Raw genomic sequence first — 17,876 nt, forward strand, 5'->3', positions numbered from 1 at the left:
GGATCAGGGACAGCCATCCATCGACGTGCATAAACTGAGCGTGATGCCGCTTCATCGTGGGATGCATCGATCAAAGGGGAATCCGATGCCCGGGGGAATCGAATCGTCAAAGCTCACCGCGCAGCCGCTGTCCAGCCTCGCCGCGGAGCTGCGCGCATTGCACCGCAAGACCGGACGCACTCTGCGGGAGATGGAGAAGGTCGCGTTGGCCAGCGACTCCTCCCTGTCTCGCTACCTGGGTGCCAAGACGCTGCCGCCGTGGCAGGTGGTCGAGGCCTTCTGCCGGCAGGCCGGGCGTGACCCGGCGGAGCTGCGAGCGTTGTGGGAGCACGCGAAGGCGGCCCGCGGCCCGGCGCGGCAGCCCGCTCGCGCGCCCGTCCCCGCCGCGCCTGTCCCCGCCGCCCCCGCCCCGACCGTGCCCGCGCCGGCCGCGCCGCACGGCCCGGAACTGGGGCGCTGGGTGTTCATCGCCGCGGCTGCCGCCTGCCTGGCGGCGCTCATGACCCGCTGGTTCGCCCCGCCGGGCGGTCTGCACCTGCAGGGTTAGACCGTTTCGCGCGCCGGGTCATCCGAAGTGCGCCGCGTCCAGGGCGGCCTGCAGCGACTCCCGATAGCCGTCACTGGTCACGGTGGCGCCGCTGATCGCGTCGACGTTCGCGCTCTGCGCCCGGAGCACCTCGGCGCGCAGGCGGGGCAGGGCGTAGCCGTTGATCTCGGTGTCATGGTCGCTGTTGTCCGGATGGCGCAGGACCCGTACGTCGGTGATCCTCTTGTTCCGGATCTTGACCTGGACCTGGACCGGCCCGCGGCTGGTCTGCGCCACCGTGCCGTTGACCGTCAGGGTCTTCGGGGCGACCGAGGACGACCGGGTGCCGGTGGGCGGCGACGTCGGCGGCGACGAGGTGTCCTGGCCGACGATGCCCGGCGCGGCTGCCGGTGGTGATGCCGCACCCGCGCCATGGAGACTGGTGCGGTAGCTGAACAACAGCACGACCGCGCAGACGGTCGAGACGATCCAGAGAGTCAGGCGGCGCATTCGCGCCTCCGCCAGGTCACCATGCGAACTCCTCGGAGTGAATGAGACTGTCGGTCATGCCCGCGGCGCGCAGATCGGCGCGTACGGACGTCATCCAGCTCGGTGGCCCGCAGAGGTACGCCTCGCGGTCGGCCACGTCCGGGACCAGCCACCGCAGGACCGCCACGTCGTCGGCGCCCCGGTGGGCGGGCAGCCAGGAGCCGTGCGCGGCGCGACCGCCTTCCAGATAGACCACCCGGACGCCGTGCCGACGGGCGAGGTCGTCCAGTTCGGCGCGGAACACCGCCCGGGACCGGTCGCGGGTCCGATAGAGCAGCACCGCGCCGACATCCGCCGGTCCCAGGTCGTCGAGCAGGGCGCGCATGGTGGTGATGCCGACCCCGGCGGCGATAAGCAGCGGAGGCCGCCCCTGCGACCGCGCCGTGGTCAGCGTGCCGTAAGGCCCTTCGATCAGCACCCGCGTGCCCGGCCGCAGGTGGCGAGCCCGGCGGCTGCCGTCGCCGCTGTCCTTCACGGTGATCCGCAGCAGGTCCGGGGCGGGACCGGCGGACAGGGTGAACGGGTTGGCGCGTGTCCAACCTGGACCGTCCAGGAACCGCCACAGAAAGAACTGCCCGGCTCGCACCGGCAGCCGTTCGAGGTGGTGGCCGCGCAGATAGACGGAGACCACGCCGGGCGCCTCGGCGACCACCTGCGCGACCCGCAACCGGTGGTAGACCGAACGCCACAGCGGCAGCGCGACCCGGAAGGCGACCACCGCGCCGAGCGTCGCGGCATAGAGCCCCCACCAGTAGGCGCGCGCGAGCGGGGAGAATCCGAAGTCCGCGCCGGTCCAGATCTGATGCGGCAGTGCCAGGCCGACACCCAGGTAGGCGTAGAGGTGCAGGAGGTGCCACGACTCGTACCGCAGGCGGCGCCGGGCGGCCCGCACCGACAGGATCACGACCAGGATCAGCAGGATGGTGCCGGCGGCGGCGAGGAGCATGCCCGGGTACGTCGCGACGAGGCGCCAGGCGGTGCGGAGGAACCGGCCGTCACCCGACTGGGCGTACCCGACTGTGATGAGCGTGACGTGCGTGATCATCAACCAGAACGAGGCGAAACCGGTCAGCCGATGCCGCCGGGCCAGCCAGTCCTGGCCGTAGCTGCGTTCCACCCACGGGATGCGCGTCATCAGCAGCACCTGGATGAGCAGCAGATCGGAGGCCCACAACCCGGTCAAGCGGCCGAGCGTGGTGGCCGGCTCACCGAGGCCCGAAAGGTTGCGGATGCCGCCGCCCGCGATCCAGAGCGCGGTCACGACGACCATGCTGAGCACGGCGAGGGAGCCCGCGAGGTCGCGCCACCACCGCCTCGGGGCCCGCCGTCGCGGGAGCGGACGCGCCGCGGCGAGCCGGACGCGGCCGGTGATCGCGGTGCTGGACTGGGTCATGGGGCAAGTCTGGCCGCGGCGAAATCGGAGGATTCCAAGAAACCACGACGCCCGCCGCGGCGGTCATCCCGCGACCGCTGACCGACGGCACGCCGCCACCGCAGAGGTCTGCTGTGGCGTTGGCACCGTGAGTTGCTCATCGCGGACGGCGTACACGATGCGATAGTCGCCGGTCGATTGCTGCCACGATTCTCTGGTGACCGGCCCCGGGCGTCAGAGGGCCGCGGCGACGCGTTCGGAGAACTCGACCAGGCGGTTGGCGAAGCCCCACTCGTTGTCGTACCAGCCGAACACCTTGACCTGGGTGCCGACGGCCTCGGTGAGCGGCGCGTCGAAGATCGACGAATGGGGGTTGCCGACGATGTCCGCGGAGACCAGGGGGGCCTCGGAATACTGCAGATAGCGGCGCAGCCGCGGGGAGCCGGCCGCCTCGCGGAACGCCGCGTTGACGTCCGCCACTCCGGCGCTGCGCCGGAGGACCACGGTGAGGTCCGTGATCGAGCCCACCGGGACGGGAACGCGCAGCGCGGCGCCGGTGAGACGCCCGTCGAGTTCGGGGATGACCTTGCCGATCGCGGTGGCCGCACCCGACGACGTCGGGATGGTCGACACCGCCGCCGCGCGGGCGCGGCGCAGGTCGGAGTGCGGCGCGTCGTGCAGGCGCTGGTCGCCGGTGTAGGCGTGGACCGTCGTCATGAGCCCGGACTCGATGCCGAACGAGTCGTGGAGCACCTTCGCCAGGGGTGCGAGCGAATTCGTGGTGCAGGAGCCGTTGGAGAACACGTCGTGGCGCTCCGGGTCGAGCCGGTCGTCGTTCACCCCGAGCACGTACGTGGGGACGTCGCCCTTGGCCGGCGCCGAAATGATGACCTTCCGCGCGCCGCCCTTGAGGTGGGCCGCTGCCGCGCCGCCGTCGGTGAAGTATCCGGTGGCCTCGATGACGATGTCGACGCCGAGGTCGCCCCAGGGGATGGTGGCCGGGTCGGGCTGCGCGAAGGCCGTGAAGCGCCTGTCCCGTACGGCGATCGTGTCGCCGTCGACGGCGACGCCCTCCAGGTGGCCCGTGACCGAGTCCCATTCGAGCAGGGCGGCCAGTGTGCCGGGATCGGTGAGATCGTTGACCGCGACGACTTCGACGTCGGCGTTGGTCGCCAAGGCCGCACGCAGGTAGCTGCGCCCGATCCGGCCGAAGCCGTTGATGCCGATGCGTACCGTCATGGCGTTCGATTCCTCCGGGTGGTCGTGGGATGGGGTGTGGATGGCGCCGCCGCCCGGAGCAGGCTGAGCGCGCCGGCGCGGGCGTCGTCGAACGGGCCCGGGTCCTGCTGGGCGATCGCCAGCACATAGCCGCCCTGCAGCACGGCCATGAGGGTGTGCGCGAGGTGCTCGGGGTCGAGGTCGGCGCGCAGTCCGCCGGCGGCGACCGCCTCCCGCAGCACCCGCACCCAACGGGTGTGGACCTGGGCGAACGCGCGCTGCACCGGCGCGAGCAGCGCCGGGTCCTCACGGACCTGCGGGTCCTGGGTCATCCGGCCGACCTTGCAGCCCTTGAGGGCGTCGCGGGGACGCATCAGGTAGGCCTCGATCCGGGCCATCGGATCGCCGGGACCGTCGAGCTCGGACGCGGCGGGCAGCAGGTCGGCGACATTGCGCTCCAGGGCGGCGAGCGCCAGGTCCCGCTTGGTGGGGAAGTGGTGGTACATGCTGCCCTGACCGACGCCGGACCGCTCGCGCACGTCACGTGGGCTGGTGTCGGCGTAGCCGCGCTCCCACATGAGCTGGCTCATCGTGTCGATCAGCAGTTGGCGCGAGTCCATGCGGACAGTCTGTACATACCAGTAGGTACAGCGCAAGCCCTTTGCCGTCGACGTCTCCGTGTCGCGGGCCGCCCGGGATCATTTCGGGCAGAACCGAAAGGCCCGGACGGAGAAGCGGCCGTCATCGATCGTGGGTCGTGACGTCATCGCCTCACGATCGGGGGACTGAGTTGATGGTGCAAACGAGTCGTCGCCGCCGTACCGCCACGGCGGCGACGTTGTGGTTCGGGCTCTTGGGCCCGCTTGAGGTGCGCGTCGGCGAGAAGGTCGCGCCCATCAGGTCGCCGAAACACCGCATCCTGCTGGCCGCCCTGCTGCTGGATGCCGGCCGCCAGGTGCGTACCGGACGGCTCGTCGAAGCGGTCTGGGGATCCGGCCCGCCGGACCACCCGCACAAGGCCCTGCAGATTCACATCACCCGCCTGAGATCCATCTTGGACACCCTGTCGCCGGGGTCCGCGGCGGCGATCGTGACTTGCTCGGACGGTTATCTGATCGACGTCGCGGCGGGGCAGCTCGACCTGCTGCGATTCCGGCGCCGGCTGCGGGAAGCCGACCGCGCGGCGCAGGCCGGCGACGCGGTTCGGGAGGCGACGACCCTGGCCGGTGCGCTGGCCGAGTGGCGCGGCGACCCACTCGCGGACGTCCCGTCGGAGCTGCTGCGCGGCGCGGCGCTACCGTGGCTGGAGGAACAGCGGCTGCGGGCTCTCGAACGCCGCCTCGACGTCGACCTGCGTCTGGGCCGGCACGCCGCAGCGGTGAGTGAATTGGTCGCCCTGACCGGCGCGTATCCGCTGCGGGAGCGGCTGTGGGAGCTCCTGCTGACCGCGCTGGCGGCCGACGACCGCCGGTCTGACGCGCTGACGGCGTACGAGGAGCTCCGCCGTCGTCTCATCCACGAACTGGGCATCGAACCGAACGACGAGCTGCAGCGATTGCACGTCAACATCCTGACGGGCGGCCGCACGTCCACGGCGGACACACCGGCGGGTCGCACGCCCGTGCCCCGGCAGCTTCCCCCGGACGTACGCGGATTCACCGGCCGCCACGCGCAGATGACGCGGCTGAACGGCCTGATCGCGCGGCTGGATCACGCCGGCGGGCCGACCCTCATCGTGATCGCCGGTACGGCCGGGGTGGGCAAGACCGCTCTGGCCGTGCGCTGGGCCCGACGGGTGGCGGACACCTTCCCGGATGGCCAGGTGTACCTGAACCTTCGTGGCTACCACCCCGGCCAACCGGTGACCACGGCACAGGCGCTGAACCGGATGCTGCGCGCCCTCGGCGTACCGGACGCCGAACTGCCGTCCGACCGGGACGAGCAGATCAGCACGTACCGGTCGCTGATGGACGGTCGCCGGATGCTCCTGGTCCTCGACAATGCGCGCAGTTCCCACCAGGTTCGGGCGCTGCTGCCCGGCGCGCCGGGCAGCCTCGTCGTGGTCACCAGCCGGGATCAGCTCATCGGGCTGGTAGCCGCGGAAGGGGCCGAGCTGCTCACCCTGGAGGCGTTGTCGACGGTCGAGGCGCACGCCATGCTGGCCGAACGCTTGGGCACAACCCGGCTGGCGGCGGCGCCGGACGCGACCGCCGACATCATCGCCGGGTGCGCCCGGCTGCCACTCGCGCTGGCGCTCATCGCCGCCAGCGCGGCGACGCGGCCGGAGCCCAGCCTCGACACGCTGGCCCGCGAGCTTCACCGCGCGCGTCGAGCATGTGCCCGACCGCCATGTCCGCCACGTCCTGCTCCACGCGTACGTGAAGGGGCGGGCCCGGCATAAACGTTGCGGTCACCGCATCGCGTCGTCGCCGGCGATGGACGGCCCGGACCGACCCGGCGGCTCCAGGTCGCGCTGATACCAGGTGCCCGGCCTGCCGCTGAGGTGGGCCGGGTCTGCCGGGCCGACGGGGATGAAACCGGAGCATGCCCGGAGTGGAGCCGCGTCAGCTCGACCGTCGCGCACACCCCACGCTCCGCCGGGACCGGCGCAAACCGGGCCCGGCGGGCGGGGAGGATCTAGGCCGAGACGAGCGGGCTCAAGGCGGCGCCCAGCGCCGCGACCATGCCCGGCCGGTGGCCGTTGGGCACCATGTTGATGGTGATGCCGTCGATCCCGGCACCCAGCACCCGTTCCTGCAACTGCTCGGCCACCTGGTCGGGGGTGCCGATGAAGGCGCGGCTGCGACGGTCCTCCGGGACGAGCCCGGCCAGCTCCTTCACCTCCTGCTCGGTCTCGCCGACCAGACCCATCGCCAGGTAACTGGTCGCCAGCGTGGCCGGGTCGCGGCCGATCTCCTCGCACCGCTGGCGCAGCACGGCGACCTTGTGGGCCAGCACGTCGACGTCGCAGATGATGTTCATGTGGTCGGCGAACCGGGCCGCCAGCCGGAACGTCTTCCGCTCGCCGCTGCCGCCCAGCATGATCGGGATGGTCGGGCGCAGCCGCGGGTTGTTCATCGCGCCGCGCGCGGTGTACCACTTGCCATCGAGGCTGGCCGGCTCGCCGCGCAGCATCGGCGAGATGATCGTCAGAGCCTCTTCCAGCCGTTCGAAACGCTGGCCGAAGGTGCCGAACTCGAAGCCGTAGTCGTGGTGCTCGCGCTCGAACCAGCCCGCGCCGATGCCGAGGATGGCGCGACCCTTGGAGACCACGTCGAGGGTGGTCACGGTCTTCGCCAGCAGCGCCGGATTGCGGTACGTGTTGCCGCTGACCAGTGTGGACAGCCGGATCGTCGAGGTGGCCGAGGCGAGCGCGCCCAGCGTCGTGTAGGCCTCCATCATGTTGTTCTCCGGCGCGCCGATGCCGGGTAGCTGATAGAAGTGGTCCATCACCAGCACGGTGTCGAAGCCGGCTCCCTCCGCCTCGCGGGCCTGCGCGGCGACGGTGTCGAAGAGTCGATCGGCCGGCACGTCGGGATAGGTGAAGTTGGGAATCTGGTACCCGAGCCGGATGCTCACGTTTCCTCCGGTATGTAAGAGGGTTATCACTGCTAATGTAAGAGCCCTTTTACGCCAACGGCAAGAAGGGGGCGGCCGTGTCGGCGGAGCGCGGCTATCACCACGGCGGTCTGCGGGCGGCGCTGATCGCGACGAGCTTCGAGGTGCTCGCCGAGAGCGGCCTGCAGCGCTTCTCGGTGGCCGCCGTCGCGCGCCGGCTGGGCGTCAGCTCGGCGGCTCCCTATCGGCACTTCCCGGACCGAGCCCACCTGCTCGCGGCGGTCGCCGCCGCGGCAGCCGCTGACCTGCGCGCCGCGTTCACGGCCGCAGCCGATGCCGCCGCGGCCGATGCCGCCGCGGCCGATGCCGCCGCGGCCGATGCCGCCGCAGCCGATGCCGCCGCGGCCGATGCCGCCGCGGATCCGCGGGCCCGGCTGGCCGCGGTCGCCGGAGCATACGTGCGGTACGCGGTGCGTACCGGTGCCGGCTTCCCGGTCGTCTTCGCCCCCGAGCTGGCCAGCCTCGCCGACCACGAGCGGCGCGAGGAGACGCGCGCGCTGATGACCGTGCTGCTCGACCTGTCGACGGCGACCGCCGTCCGCGCACACCTGGACGCCGTGCGGCAGATCGAGGCGGTGATCGCGGTCGCGCACGGATACGTTTCGCTGTACGTGGACGGCTTTTACGCCCACGGTGACAGCGTGGTCGATGACATCGCCGAGCGGGCCGTCGCCGCCGCTCGCGCGCTGATCGGCCGATGAGCATGGCGGAACGCCTCACGCCGGTCGGCCTGCTGGACCTCGACGGCGTACTCAGTCCGTTCGCCGCACCCATCTGTTCCGCCGGGTGCCGGGAACGAGTGCTGTTTCGAGGTCGAGGAGCCGGTCCGCTACCACCCGGATCATGGCGAGTGGATTCGTGCGCTGGCGGCCGTCGGTGAACTCTGGTGGGCGACCGCCTGGGGGACAACGCAAACACCCGCTTCCTTCCCCTCCTTGAAGCGGAGCCGTTGCCATTCGTCCGGTTCCCGCCGGTTCCGTTCGAGCCCGAGCTCAAGGCTCCGGCGGTCGACGCCGTGGTCGGTGATGGTCCGGCGGCATGGATCGACGACCGGTCCACGGCCGCGAGCCGGCGCTGGGGGGCCACACGGCCCACGCCGACATTGCTGGTGCCGATCGACCCCACGGTCGGACGGACCCGCCAGGGAGCGACCGCATCATGGCGTCGATCTTGGAAATAGTGGAGCGAAATGAACCGTTCGTGTCGCTTTCTGCGCCCCCAAAACTCAAGATCGGCGCGCTGGCGGTGTGTGCGCGCGTCGATCTTGGAGAAAGAGTGCCCGTATCGGAGCGATATAGAGTGACTTGTCCGACCGCAAAGTCCAAGATCGGCGATGTCGTGGCGCGCGGGGGGCGTGGCGCGCGGGGGGCGTGGCGCGCGGGGGGCGTGGCGCCGGGTGGCGTGGCGGGCGGGGGCGCGGCGGGGACGTGGTGGGTGCGCGTTCTGGTGTGTGACTGTGGAGCGCGTGTCACATTTTCCGCCCGATGACACCGGAAGTTGATTGTAAGACAACAGGAGATGTTCGGTTGACACCAAGATTAACAAGGTGTTCCAATGACAACATCCTGCGGCGAGGCGATCCACCCCGCCTCGCCACCCCCTGTCAAGGGAGTCGCTCGATGAAATTTCGTGGCTTAGCTGCCGGCGTCTCCGCCCTCCTCGTCGTCGCCGGCCTCGCCGCCTGCGGCGGCGGTGACGACTCTGGCTCCGAGGGTGACGTCACCCTCACCTATTGGGCCAGCAACCAGGGCGCGAGCTTGGACAACGACAAAGAGATCCTCACTCCTGAGCTGGAGAAGTTCACTCAGCAGACCGGGATCAAAATCAACCTTGAGGTCGTGCCCTGGTCCGACCTCACCAACCGCACCCTGTCGGCCGCGGTCAGCGGACAGGGACCCGATGTCCTGAACATCGGCAACACCAACGCCGTCACCTTCCAGGCGACTGGCGGGTTCTATCCGTTCGACGACGCGGCGCTCGCCAAGATCGGCGGGAAGGACCACTTCGTCGACTCGGCGTTCGCGACCGCGGGCGCCCCCGGCAAGCCGCCCACGTCGATCCCGATCTACAGCCAGGTCTACGCGCTCTATTACAACAAGAAGATGTTCTCCGACGCCGGCCTGCAGCCACCCCAGACGTGGGAGGACCTCGTCTCCGACGCGCAGAAGCTGACCGATCCGGCGAAGAAGAAGTGGGGCGTGGTCATCCCCGGCGCCACGGTGAACGCGAGCATGCACTTCTCGTTCATCTTCGGCCAGCAGAACGGCGGAGACGCCTTCGACGCGTCGGGTAAGCCGACCTTCACCACGCCGGGCATGGTGGCCGGCGTCAAGCAGTACGTGGATCTGATGTCGCGCTACCACGTGGTCAACCCGAGCGCGGCCCAGTACAGCGACTCCGCCCAGGCAGCCGGTGACTTCGCCCGCGGCGACGCGGCGATGTACTTCGCGCAGACCTCGGGCATCAATGTGCTGAAGCAGAACGGCATGGACCCCGAGCAGTACGGCATCGTGCCCATCCCGGCCCCGTCCGGAGGGAACGACATCGGCAGCTTCGTCGCCGGCACGAACATCTCGATCTTCAAGAACACCAAGCACCTGGACGCGGCGCTGCAGTTCGTGAAGTTCATGACCAGCGACGCGGAGCAGGCCACGCTGAACAAGGCCTACACCTCGCTGCCGGCGGTCAAGGGGGTGTCCGCCTCGTTCACCGACGACCAGCAGAAGCTGGACACCTTCACCGACATCCTGGCCAACCGGGCCAAGCCACTGCCACTGGTCGCGGGTGTGCAGGCGTTCCAAGCCAACGTCGGAGGCGCGGTGGTGTCGCTGATCGCGAAGGCGGCGACCGGCGCGCAGGTCAGCGAGGCCGATGTGCGCAACGCGCTCGACCAGGCCCAGCAGAAGATGCCGGCGTAGGGAACACCACCATGGCGACGACGCTGCCCGGCCGGGCCGCCGCGGGAAAGACCTCCCGCGGCGGGCCGGACCCGGCCACCCCACCAACCAAGGCACGGCGCAAGTGGTTGAGCTGGAAGCGCTCGACGCCGTACCTGCTGCTCGTGCCCGCAGCCGTGCTCGAACTGCTGATCCACGTGATCCCGATGGTTGTCGGGCTGTGGATGAGCTTCATCGAGCTGACCCAGTACTACATCACGAACTGGTCGGAGGCGCCCTGGAAGGGGCTCGGCAACTTCACGGTGGCGCTGGACTTCTCCGGCCCGCTGGGCCGGCAACTGCTTCGCTCGTTCGGTGTCACGCTCGGGTTCACCGTGCTGACCGTCGGCATCTCGTTCGGGCTCGGCCTGTGCGCCGCCCTCGCGCTGCAACGCTTCGGGCGCGGGCGCGGGTTCATCCGCACGCTCTTCCTGACCCCGTACGCGCTTCCCGCGTACGCCGGGATCATCACCTGGAAGTTCATGCTGCAACGCGACAACGGCCTGGTGAATCAACTCATCACCAACGATCTGCACCTGACCGGGAACCGGCCGTTCTGGTTGATCGGCAGCAACGCCTTCGTGTCGGTGGTGGTCGTGGCGATCTGGCAGCAGTGGCCGTTCGCCTTCCTGATGACCATGGCGGGCATGCAGGTCATCCCGGACGAGGTCTATCAGGCCTCGTCGATCGACGGCGCGAGCACCTGGCAGCAGATCCGTCACGTCACGCTGGGCATGATGAAGCCGATCAACTCGGTGCTGTTGCTGCTGCTGTTCCTGTGGACGTTCCGGGAGTTCAACACCCCGTTCGTGTTGTTCGGGCCGACCCCGCCGGCGTCGGCCGACCTGCTGACCATCCATATCTATTCGAGTTCGTTCATCAACTGGAACTTCGGTCTCGGCTCCGCGATGTCGGCGCTGCTGATGTTGTTCCTGATCCTCGTCGCCGGGGGATGGGCGTTGTGGAACCGGAGGATCAGCCGCGATGCGTGAGCAACTGTCGTTCCGGATCTTCCGGTGGGTCGTGCTGGTGCCGCTGGGCCTGTTCGTGGTGGTGCCGCTCTACACGATGATCATGTCGGCGCTGAAACCGTTGCGCGACGTGCAGGGCGCGTTCTCCTGGTGGCCGACCAGGCCGACGCTGCGCCCGTTCGTCGACATCTGGTCCACGGTGCCGCTGGCCAAGTACTTCGTGAACAGCCTCATCGTGACCAGCGTGGCGACGGTGTTCAGCGCGCTCATCGCGGTGTTCGCGTCGTACGCGATCTCCCGATACCGGTTCCGCGGCCGGGGCACGTTCTCCGGGGTGGTGCTGTCCACCCAGATGTTTCCCGGCGTGCTGTTCCTGTTGCCGCTGTTCGTGGTGTTCGTCAACATCGACCGGACGCTCGGGTTCACCTTCCTCTATCAGACCCGGGTCGGGCTGATCCTCACCTATCTCACGTTCACCCTGCCGTTCTCGATCTGGATGCTGGCGAGCTATTTCGACGGCATTCCCAAGGAACTCGACGAATGCGCGCGCGTCGACGGGGCGTCGGCGCTGGGTGCGTTGTTCCGCATCGTGCTGCCGACGGCCCGGCCGGGCATCATCGCGGTGGCCGTCTATTCGTTCATGACCGGTTGGGGCGAGATCCTGTTCGCCTCGCAGCTCACGAACGCGGACTCGCGCACCCTGTCGGTGGGCCTGCAGGCGTACGCCACCGAGGCGAACGTGTACTGGAACCAGGTGATGGCCGCGGCGCTCGTGGTGAGCATCCCGATCGTCGCCGGGTTCCTGCTGTTGCAGCGTTACCTCGTCGCGGGCCTGACGGCGGGGGCGGTGAAGTAGACCGGTGGACATCATCTGTGCCGGTGCGGTCACCGTGGACACCATCGCGGTGCTGGACCGCACGCCCGGCCCCGACGAGCGGGTGCTCGCCGAGGGATTCCTGGTGGCCGGTGGCGGCCCGGCCGCGACCGCGGCGGTGGCGGCGGCGCGGCTCGGCGCGTCGGTCGGCTTCTGCGGCGTCGTCGGTGACGACGAGGACGGTCGCCTCAGCCGGGAGCTGCTGGCGGCCGAGGGAGTGGACACCCGCTGGCTGGAGGTACGGCCGGGGGTCACCACGACCCGCAGCATGATCCTGGTGTCCCGGACCGACGGCACCCGCACGATCGTCACCACCGAGTCGGCGGCCCCGGCGCGAGTGCCGACCGGGGAGTCGAGGTGGCTGCACGTCGACCAGACCGGCTTCGCCGCCGCGCGTACCGCCCTGCGGGGCTCGGGCGGCGGGGCACGTCTCAGCGTGGACGGCGGAAACCCGGTCCCCGGGCTGGACCTGAGCCTGGTCGACCTGTACGCCCCGGCCCGGTCGGCGCTGGCCGCCGCATTCCCGGCCGCCGACGTCGCGGGCAGCATGCGTGCCGCGTCCGAGGCCGGCGCCGGCGACGTGGTGGTGACCGCCGGGGCCGAGGGCAGCTTCCTCTGGCTGGACGGCGCGGCGCGGCACATGCCGGGAGTCGAGCCGCCCGAGATGGTCTCCACGATGGGCGCCGGGGACGTGTTCCACGGCGCGCTGCTCGCGGCGCTCGCAGGCGGGCGGACGTTGCCCGACGCCGCCCAGTGGGCCAACGCGGCGGCCGCCCTGTCCTGCCGGGCGGTCGACGGCCGCAGCGGCATCCCCGACGCGGCCACCACCACCGCATACCTGGCGAGCCGGCGCACCGCCGCTCTTCCCCTCGGCACTGCACGGAAGGACGACTCATGACTCTGAACCAGACGGCGGAGCAAGCCGGCGATCTGGTCGCGCCGCTCCGGTCACCCCAGGGCGGCTTCGCGATGCTCGCGCTCGACCAGCGCGCCTCGCTGCGGCGGATGTTCCCGGTCGTCGACGGACGTGAGGCGGATGACGATGCGCTGCGGTCGTTCAAGCAGACCGCCGCGCGCATCCTCACCCCGTACGCCTCGGCGGTGCTGCTCGACCGGCCGTACGCGGTCACCGAGCGCCGGCCCGAGGAGGTCGCGCCGGACTGTGCCTTGATCCTGGCGGCCGACGTGCTGCACCAGCCACCGGGCCAGCCGGTGCTGGACACCACGCTGGACACCGAGGTCACCGCGGCGTTCATCCGGCAGGTCGGTGCCGTGGCGATCAAGCTGCTGGTGATCTGGCGCCCGGACGGGCACGAGGAACGGCGCGCCGAGCTGGTGCGGTCGTTCCTGGCGGTGGCCCGGGAGGCGGGGGTGGCGAGCCTGGTCGAGGCGGTGTCGCAGCCGCGCATCGGCGAGACGTGGGACACCCCGGCGTCCCGGCAGCAGGCGGTGCTTGACGCGGCCCGGGAGATCGCGCCGCTCGGGGGCAGCGTCTACAAGGCTCAGGTCCCCGGGTATCTGCCCGGCGACGTCTCCGCGGTACGCGCGTTTGCGGAGACCCTGTCCGAGATCGTCGCGATGCCGTGGGTGGTCCTGTCCAACGGCGTTGAGCAGGACGACTTCGCCCCCGCGGTGCGGCAGGCATGTCTCGGCGGGGCGCACGGCTTCCTGGCCGGCCGGGCGATCTGGGCCGACACGGTGGCCGACCCGGACCCGGCGGGCGCGCTGGCCGGACGATCGACGCAGCGGCTGCGCGCATTGGCCGACATCGTGGCCGAGACGCGGAAACCGTAGTGTTCCTCCGAACGGACGACTGGGAGTGCGGCGGGTGACCACGGTGGAAGACAACTTCAGATATGGCTCGGCCCCCGAACGCCGGGACCGGATCGTGCAGTTCATCGCCGAACACGGCTACTGCACGATCCTTGAGCTGTCCCAGTCGTTCGACGTGTCCGAGATGACCATCCGCAGGGACGTGCAGCGCCTGGCCGAGCAGGGCAAGGTGCGCAGCTTCCGGGGCGGCGTCGGCTCGCTGACCAAGAACGACATCGAGGGCAGCGACTACCGGCTGCGCGACACGAAGATGGCCGACGCCAAACGTTCGATCGCGGAACGCGCGATCGAGCTGGTCCGGCCCGGTTCGGTGATCGCGATCGACGCCGGCACGACCGGGCATCAGGTGGCCGAGCTGCTGCCGGCCGACCGGGGGTTGACGGTGGTGACCCACTCGTTCCCGGTGGTGTCTGGCCTGATCGGCAACGCCGGTGTGGACGTGATGTGCCTGGGCGGCATGCTGCACCAGGAATCGCTGTCGTTCGACGGCCCGTCGACGCTGGCCGCGATCGCGGGTCTGCGGGTGGAGACCTTCTTCCTCGCGGCGAGCGGCATCAGCGACCGGGGCACGTTCTGCGGCAACGGCTACGACGCGATCACCAAACGGGCCCTCATCGAGGTCGCCGAGCAGGTCGTCCTGCTCGCCGACTCGTCGAAGTTCGCCAACTCGGCGATGGTGAAGATCTCCGGCTGGGACGTGGTGGACCGGATCGTCATCGACGACGGGATCGCCGAGCCGCAGCGGCGGATGCTGGCCGATCAGGACGTCGACGTGGTCACTGTGCCCGCGCACGCGCTCACCGCCTCATGAGCGCGCGGCGGATCGCGGTCATCGCGGGCGACGGGATCGGGCCGGAGGTGGTGCCGGCGGCGATCGGCTGCCTCGACGCGGTCGCGGCGGCGCACGGATTCTCCCTCGACTGGACCGAGCTGCCCTGGGGATCGGCGTACTACCGGGCGCACGGACGGATGATGCCGCTCGACGGGCTCGACACCCTCGCCGGGCACGACGCGGTGTTCCTCGGCGCGGTCGGCGACCCGGGGATCCCCGACGTGGAGACGTTGTGGGGTCTGCTCATCCCGATCCGGCGCCGGTTCGACCAATACGTCAACCTCCGGCCGGTGCGCCGGCTGCCCGGCGTCCGCTCGCCGCTGGCCGGGACCGAACCGATCGACCTGGTGATCGTGCGGGAGAACACCGAGGGGGAGTACTCCGAGGTGGGCGGCCGGGTCTACCGGGGAAGGCCGGAGGAACTGGCGGTGCAGGAGGCGGTCTTCACCCGGCACGGCGTGACCCGGGTGGCGGCCTACGCCGCCGAGGTCGCGGCGGGGCGCCGGGGCGAACTGACCTCGGCGACCAAGAGCAACGGCATCGTGCACACCATGCCGTTCTGGGACGAGGTCGTCCGCGACACCGTCGCCGGGGCGGGCGGCGTCCGCCTGCGCAGCGAGCTGATCGACGCGCTCGCGGCGAGCCTCGTGCTGCATCCCGAGCGGTACGACGTGATCGTCGCGTCCAACCTGTTCGGCGACATCCTCAGCGACCTGGCCGGCGCCGTGACCGGGTCGATCGGCTGCGCCCCGAGCGCCAACCTGAACCCGCCCGGCCGGCACCCGTCGATGTTCGAGCCGGTGCACGGCTCGGCGCCGGACATCGCCGGTCAGGGCGTCGCCAACCCGATCGGCCAGATCTGGAGCGGCGCGCTGATGTTTGACGCGCTCGGCGAGCCGGCCGCCGCGCGGCACCTGGTGGCCGCGTTCGAGGCCGCGCTGGACGGCGGCGTGCGCACCCGTGACGTGGGCGGCACGGCCACCACCACCGAGATGGCCGACGCGGTCCGAGCCCACATCGGCGCCCTCACCCCCTCGTACGTACCGGAGTAATCGCATGCTCTTCATCGACGGTGACTGGCTCGACGACGGCGACGAGCGGCCGGTGCACGACCGCTGGACCGGTGACCGGATTGGCGCCGTGCGGCTCGGCACCGCCGAGCACGCGGCCCAGGCGGTCGATGCCGCCGCCGGTGCCCTGCGGACCGGTCTGCCCGTCCCGGAACGCGCCCGGGTGCTTGCCGAGACCGCCGGGCTGGTGACCGAGCGGGCCGCCGAGTTCGCCGCGCTGGTCACCGCGGAGACCGGCAAACCGATCGCCGCGTCCCGCGCCGAACTGGCCCGTGCGGCGCAGACACTAGGCTTCGCCGCCGCGGAGGCCCGGCGCATCACCGGCGAGGGGGTCGCGCTCGACGCGGTTCCGGCCGGGGCCGGCACGATCGCGCTGACCATCCCCGAGCCGCGCGGGGTGGTCGCCGCGGTGACCCCGTTCAACTTCCCGGTCAACCTGGTGCTGCACAAGGTCGCCCCGGCCATCGCGGCCGGCTGCCCGGTGGTGCTGAAACCCTCGGAGAAGGCGGTGTTGCCGGCCGCGGCGCTGGTGCGCGCGTTCACCGATGCGGGGTTGCCGCCCGGCTGGCTCAACCTGGTGTGCGGCGAGCCGGCCGAGGTGGTCGACGCGTGGCTGGCCGACGACCGGGTCGCGGTGCTGAACTTCACCGGGTCAAGCCGGGTGGGCTGGCAGCTCAAGGCCCGCTCGCCGCGCAAGCTGCACATCCTGGAGCTGGGATCGGCGACGGCGATGGTGGTCACCGACCACGCGGACCTGGACCGGGCCGCCGCCGACGCGGTCACGGCCGCCCTCGGCAACTCCGGCCAGGCGTGCGTGTCGCTGCAACGGCTCTACGTCACCGCGGGCGTGCACGACGCGTTCGTGCAGCGGTTGACGACGGCCTTCCGGGAGGTGCGGCACGGCGATCCCGGGGACCCGGGCACGGTGGTCGGGCCGATGATCACGGAGTCGGCCACGGCCGCGCTGGCCAAGACCATCGCGGACGCGGTGAGCGCCGGGGCCACCGTGCTGGCCGGCGGTGAGGTGGTGGACGGCGTGCTGCCGCCGACCTTGCTGGCCGGGGTCGACCCGGAGGCCGCAGTGGTGTGTGAGGAGGCGTTCGGCCCGGTCCTGACGGTGTTGCCGGTGGCCGATCTGGAGGCCGCGATCGCGGCGGTGAACGCCTCCCGCTACGGGCTGAATACGGCGGTCCACACCGCCGACCTGGCTGAGGCGATGACCTTCGCCCGGCGCGCGCAGTCCGGCACGGTGCTGGTGAACATGCCGCCGTCGTTCCGGGCCGACCACATGCCGTACGGCGGGGTGAAGGAATCGGGGCAGGGCACCGAGGGCGTCGGGTACGCCGTACGGGAGATGCAGCACCACAAACTGGTGGCGTTCCATGGATGACCACGGGCGATCCCGACCGGCGCTGCCTTTGTAGCACCTGTGCTACCTTTTGGGCTATGGGTGAGATCGGGCTGCGTGAGATGCGCCAGAACGCCAGTGAGCTGGTCCGGCGTGCCGAGGCCGGCGAGCGCGTGACGATCACTGTCGCCGGCCGTCCGGCGGCGGTCCTGGGTCCCGTCAGCCCTCGCACCTGGCGGCACTGGGACGAACTCGACGGCATCTTCGACCAGCCGACCGATCCCGACTGGGCCGCCGACAGGGATCTGCTGGACGGCCAGGTCGTCGACCCCTGGGCGCAACGGTGAGCCGCGGCATCCTCGATACGAGCGTTCTCATCGCCACCGACATCACCCCGATACCCGGTGAGCTGGCCATCAGCGTGGCAAGCCTCGCCGAGCTCCAGTTCGGTGTGCTGGTCGCCAAGAACGCGGAGGCCCGCGCGACTCGCCTGGCACGGCTGAGTGCCCTCCAACGACGCTTCGACCCGCTGCCGGTCGACGACGCCGTGGCCGACAGCTATGCACGACTGGCGGCACGGATCGTCGAGGTCGGTCGTCAGCCCCGGGCGCGCGTGATGGATCTGCTGATCGCCGCGACGGCGCACGCACACGAGGCCGCCGTCTACACCCGCAACGGCGCCGACCTGGCCGGCCTGGAAGACCTCGTCACGATCATCGCCGTCTGAGG

18 protein-coding genes are annotated in these 17,876 nt (G+C 70.7%); 13 read left to right on the plus strand and 5 right to left on the minus strand.

The features are described from left to right. The first annotated feature begins 85 nt into the window (after window positions 1-85). The gene (locus IEY73_RS07210) at window positions 86-547 is read left to right on the plus strand and encodes a helix-turn-helix domain-containing protein (RefSeq protein ID WP_189078285.1); all 462 of its coding nucleotides are present in this window, start codon (window positions 86-88) and stop codon (window positions 545-547) included. 18 nt (window positions 548-565) lie between these two features. Here the strand turns inward: IEY73_RS07210 and IEY73_RS07215 are convergent, their stop codons facing one another. From IEY73_RS07215 to IEY73_RS07230, 4 genes are all read right to left on the minus strand, one after another. Continuing rightward, on the minus strand, window positions 566-1,036 hold the full coding sequence (locus tag IEY73_RS07215; RefSeq protein WP_189078286.1) for an FMN-binding protein: 471 nt from the start codon (window positions 1,034-1,036) through the stop codon (window positions 566-568). 16 nt (window positions 1,037-1,052) lie between these two features. Next, the gene (locus IEY73_RS07220; protein WP_189078287.1) at window positions 1,053-2,468 is read right to left on the minus strand and encodes a ferredoxin reductase family protein; all 1,416 of its coding nucleotides are present in this window, start codon (window positions 2,466-2,468) and stop codon (window positions 1,053-1,055) included. Between the two features lie 213 nt (window positions 2,469-2,681). Beyond that, the gene (gene gap / locus IEY73_RS07225) at window positions 2,682-3,686 is read right to left on the minus strand and encodes a type I glyceraldehyde-3-phosphate dehydrogenase (protein ID WP_189078288.1); all 1,005 of its coding nucleotides are present in this window, start codon (window positions 3,684-3,686) and stop codon (window positions 2,682-2,684) included. Further along, window positions 3,683-4,285, minus strand: a complete 603-nt coding sequence (locus IEY73_RS07230) for a TetR/AcrR family transcriptional regulator (RefSeq protein WP_189078289.1) — start codon at window positions 4,283-4,285, stop codon at window positions 3,683-3,685. Before IEY73_RS07230 ends, gap begins: the two co-directional genes overlap by 4 nt. Before the next feature lie 173 nt (window positions 4,286-4,458). Here IEY73_RS07230 and IEY73_RS07235 point away from each other — a divergent pair, with 173 nt between their 5' ends. Then, window positions 4,459-6,066: an AfsR/SARP family transcriptional regulator gene (locus tag IEY73_RS07235; RefSeq protein ID WP_189078290.1), complete on the plus strand. Its 1,608-nt coding sequence runs from the start codon at window positions 4,459-4,461 to the stop codon at window positions 6,064-6,066. A 236-nt stretch (window positions 6,067-6,302) separates the two neighbouring features. Here IEY73_RS07235 and IEY73_RS07240 read toward each other — a convergent pair whose 3' ends face one another. Further along, window positions 6,303-7,244, minus strand: coding sequence for an LLM class F420-dependent oxidoreductase (locus IEY73_RS07240; protein ID WP_189078291.1), 942 nt, complete (start codon window positions 7,242-7,244; stop codon window positions 6,303-6,305). A 77-nt stretch (window positions 7,245-7,321) separates the two neighbouring features. Here IEY73_RS07240 and IEY73_RS07245 point away from each other — a divergent pair, with 77 nt between their 5' ends. The 11 genes from IEY73_RS07245 to IEY73_RS07295 all read left to right on the plus strand — a co-directional run bounded on the left by IEY73_RS07245 (window position 7,322) and on the right by IEY73_RS07295 (window position 17,874). After that, the gene (locus IEY73_RS07245) at window positions 7,322-7,984 is read left to right on the plus strand and encodes a TetR/AcrR family transcriptional regulator (protein WP_189078292.1); all 663 of its coding nucleotides are present in this window, start codon (window positions 7,322-7,324) and stop codon (window positions 7,982-7,984) included. Between the two features lie 918 nt (window positions 7,985-8,902). Beyond that, entirely contained in the window at window positions 8,903-10,201 is a 1,299-nt protein-coding gene (locus IEY73_RS07250; protein ID WP_189078293.1) for an ABC transporter substrate-binding protein, read from the plus strand. A gap of 11 nt (window positions 10,202-10,212) precedes the next feature. Further along, entirely contained in the window at window positions 10,213-11,211 is a 999-nt protein-coding gene (locus tag IEY73_RS07255) for a carbohydrate ABC transporter permease (protein ID WP_189078294.1), read from the plus strand. Continuing rightward, window positions 11,204-12,046: a carbohydrate ABC transporter permease gene (locus IEY73_RS07260; protein ID WP_189078295.1), complete on the plus strand. Its 843-nt coding sequence runs from the start codon at window positions 11,204-11,206 to the stop codon at window positions 12,044-12,046. The genes IEY73_RS07255 and IEY73_RS07260 overlap by 8 nt, the downstream gene beginning before the upstream one ends. Window positions 12,047-12,050: 4 nt before the next feature. Further along, window positions 12,051-12,962, plus strand: coding sequence for a carbohydrate kinase family protein (locus IEY73_RS07265; protein ID WP_189078296.1), 912 nt, complete (start codon window positions 12,051-12,053; stop codon window positions 12,960-12,962). Beyond that, window positions 12,959-13,858: an aldolase gene (locus IEY73_RS07270; RefSeq protein ID WP_189078297.1), complete on the plus strand. Its 900-nt coding sequence runs from the start codon at window positions 12,959-12,961 to the stop codon at window positions 13,856-13,858. Before IEY73_RS07265 ends, IEY73_RS07270 begins: the two co-directional genes overlap by 4 nt. A gap of 34 nt (window positions 13,859-13,892) precedes the next feature. Then, window positions 13,893-14,708, plus strand: coding sequence for a DeoR/GlpR family DNA-binding transcription regulator (locus tag IEY73_RS07275; protein ID WP_189078298.1), 816 nt, complete (start codon window positions 13,893-13,895; stop codon window positions 14,706-14,708). Then, window positions 14,705-15,781, plus strand: a complete 1,077-nt coding sequence (locus IEY73_RS07280; RefSeq protein WP_189078299.1) for a tartrate dehydrogenase — start codon at window positions 14,705-14,707, stop codon at window positions 15,779-15,781. The genes IEY73_RS07275 and IEY73_RS07280 overlap by 4 nt, the downstream gene beginning before the upstream one ends. Window positions 15,782-15,785: 4 nt before the next feature. After that, a complete protein-coding gene (locus IEY73_RS07285; RefSeq protein ID WP_189078300.1) occupies window positions 15,786-17,189 on the plus strand; it encodes an aldehyde dehydrogenase family protein in 1,404 nt (467 codons plus the stop codon). 56 nt (window positions 17,190-17,245) lie between these two features. Then, window positions 17,246-17,494 (plus strand): type II toxin-antitoxin system Phd/YefM family antitoxin, encoded by a 249-nt coding sequence (locus IEY73_RS07290; RefSeq protein WP_189078301.1) that lies wholly within the window; start codon window positions 17,246-17,248, stop codon window positions 17,492-17,494. Next, a complete protein-coding gene (locus tag IEY73_RS07295; protein ID WP_189078302.1) occupies window positions 17,491-17,874 on the plus strand; it encodes a PIN domain-containing protein in 384 nt (127 codons plus the stop codon). The genes IEY73_RS07290 and IEY73_RS07295 overlap by 4 nt, the downstream gene beginning before the upstream one ends. The last annotated feature ends 2 nt before the right edge of the window (window positions 17,875-17,876 follow it).

The organism is Mangrovihabitans endophyticus, assembly GCF_014646155.1.
Lineage (GTDB): Bacteria > Actinomycetota > Actinomycetes > Mycobacteriales > Micromonosporaceae > Actinoplanes > Actinoplanes endophyticus.

Coding starts and splice junctions, on each gene's coding strand:
- IEY73_RS07210 (WP_189078285.1), top strand. CDS start 86: ATGCCCGGGGGAATCGAATCGTCAAAGCTCACCGCGCAGCCGCTGTCC.
- IEY73_RS07215 (WP_189078286.1), bottom strand. CDS start 1,036: ATGCGCCGCCTGACTCTCTGGATCGTCTCGACCGTCTGCGCGGTCGTG.
- IEY73_RS07220 (WP_189078287.1), bottom strand. CDS start 2,468: ATGACCCAGTCCAGCACCGCGATCACCGGCCGCGTCCGGCTCGCCGCG.
- gap (WP_189078288.1), bottom strand. CDS start 3,686: ATGACGGTACGCATCGGCATCAACGGCTTCGGCCGGATCGGGCGCAGC.
- IEY73_RS07230 (WP_189078289.1), bottom strand. CDS start 4,285: ATGGACTCGCGCCAACTGCTGATCGACACGATGAGCCAGCTCATGTGG.
- IEY73_RS07235 (WP_189078290.1), top strand. CDS start 4,459: ATGGTGCAAACGAGTCGTCGCCGCCGTACCGCCACGGCGGCGACGTTG.
- IEY73_RS07250 (WP_189078293.1), top strand. CDS start 8,903: ATGAAATTTCGTGGCTTAGCTGCCGGCGTCTCCGCCCTCCTCGTCGTC.
- IEY73_RS07255 (WP_189078294.1), top strand. CDS start 10,213: ATGGCGACGACGCTGCCCGGCCGGGCCGCCGCGGGAAAGACCTCCCGC.
- IEY73_RS07260 (WP_189078295.1), top strand. CDS start 11,204: ATGCGTGAGCAACTGTCGTTCCGGATCTTCCGGTGGGTCGTGCTGGTG.
- IEY73_RS07270 (WP_189078297.1), top strand. CDS start 12,959: ATGACTCTGAACCAGACGGCGGAGCAAGCCGGCGATCTGGTCGCGCCG.
- IEY73_RS07280 (WP_189078299.1), top strand. CDS start 14,705: ATGAGCGCGCGGCGGATCGCGGTCATCGCGGGCGACGGGATCGGGCCG.
- IEY73_RS07285 (WP_189078300.1), top strand. CDS start 15,786: ATGCTCTTCATCGACGGTGACTGGCTCGACGACGGCGACGAGCGGCCG.
- IEY73_RS07290 (WP_189078301.1), top strand. CDS start 17,246: ATGGGTGAGATCGGGCTGCGTGAGATGCGCCAGAACGCCAGTGAGCTG.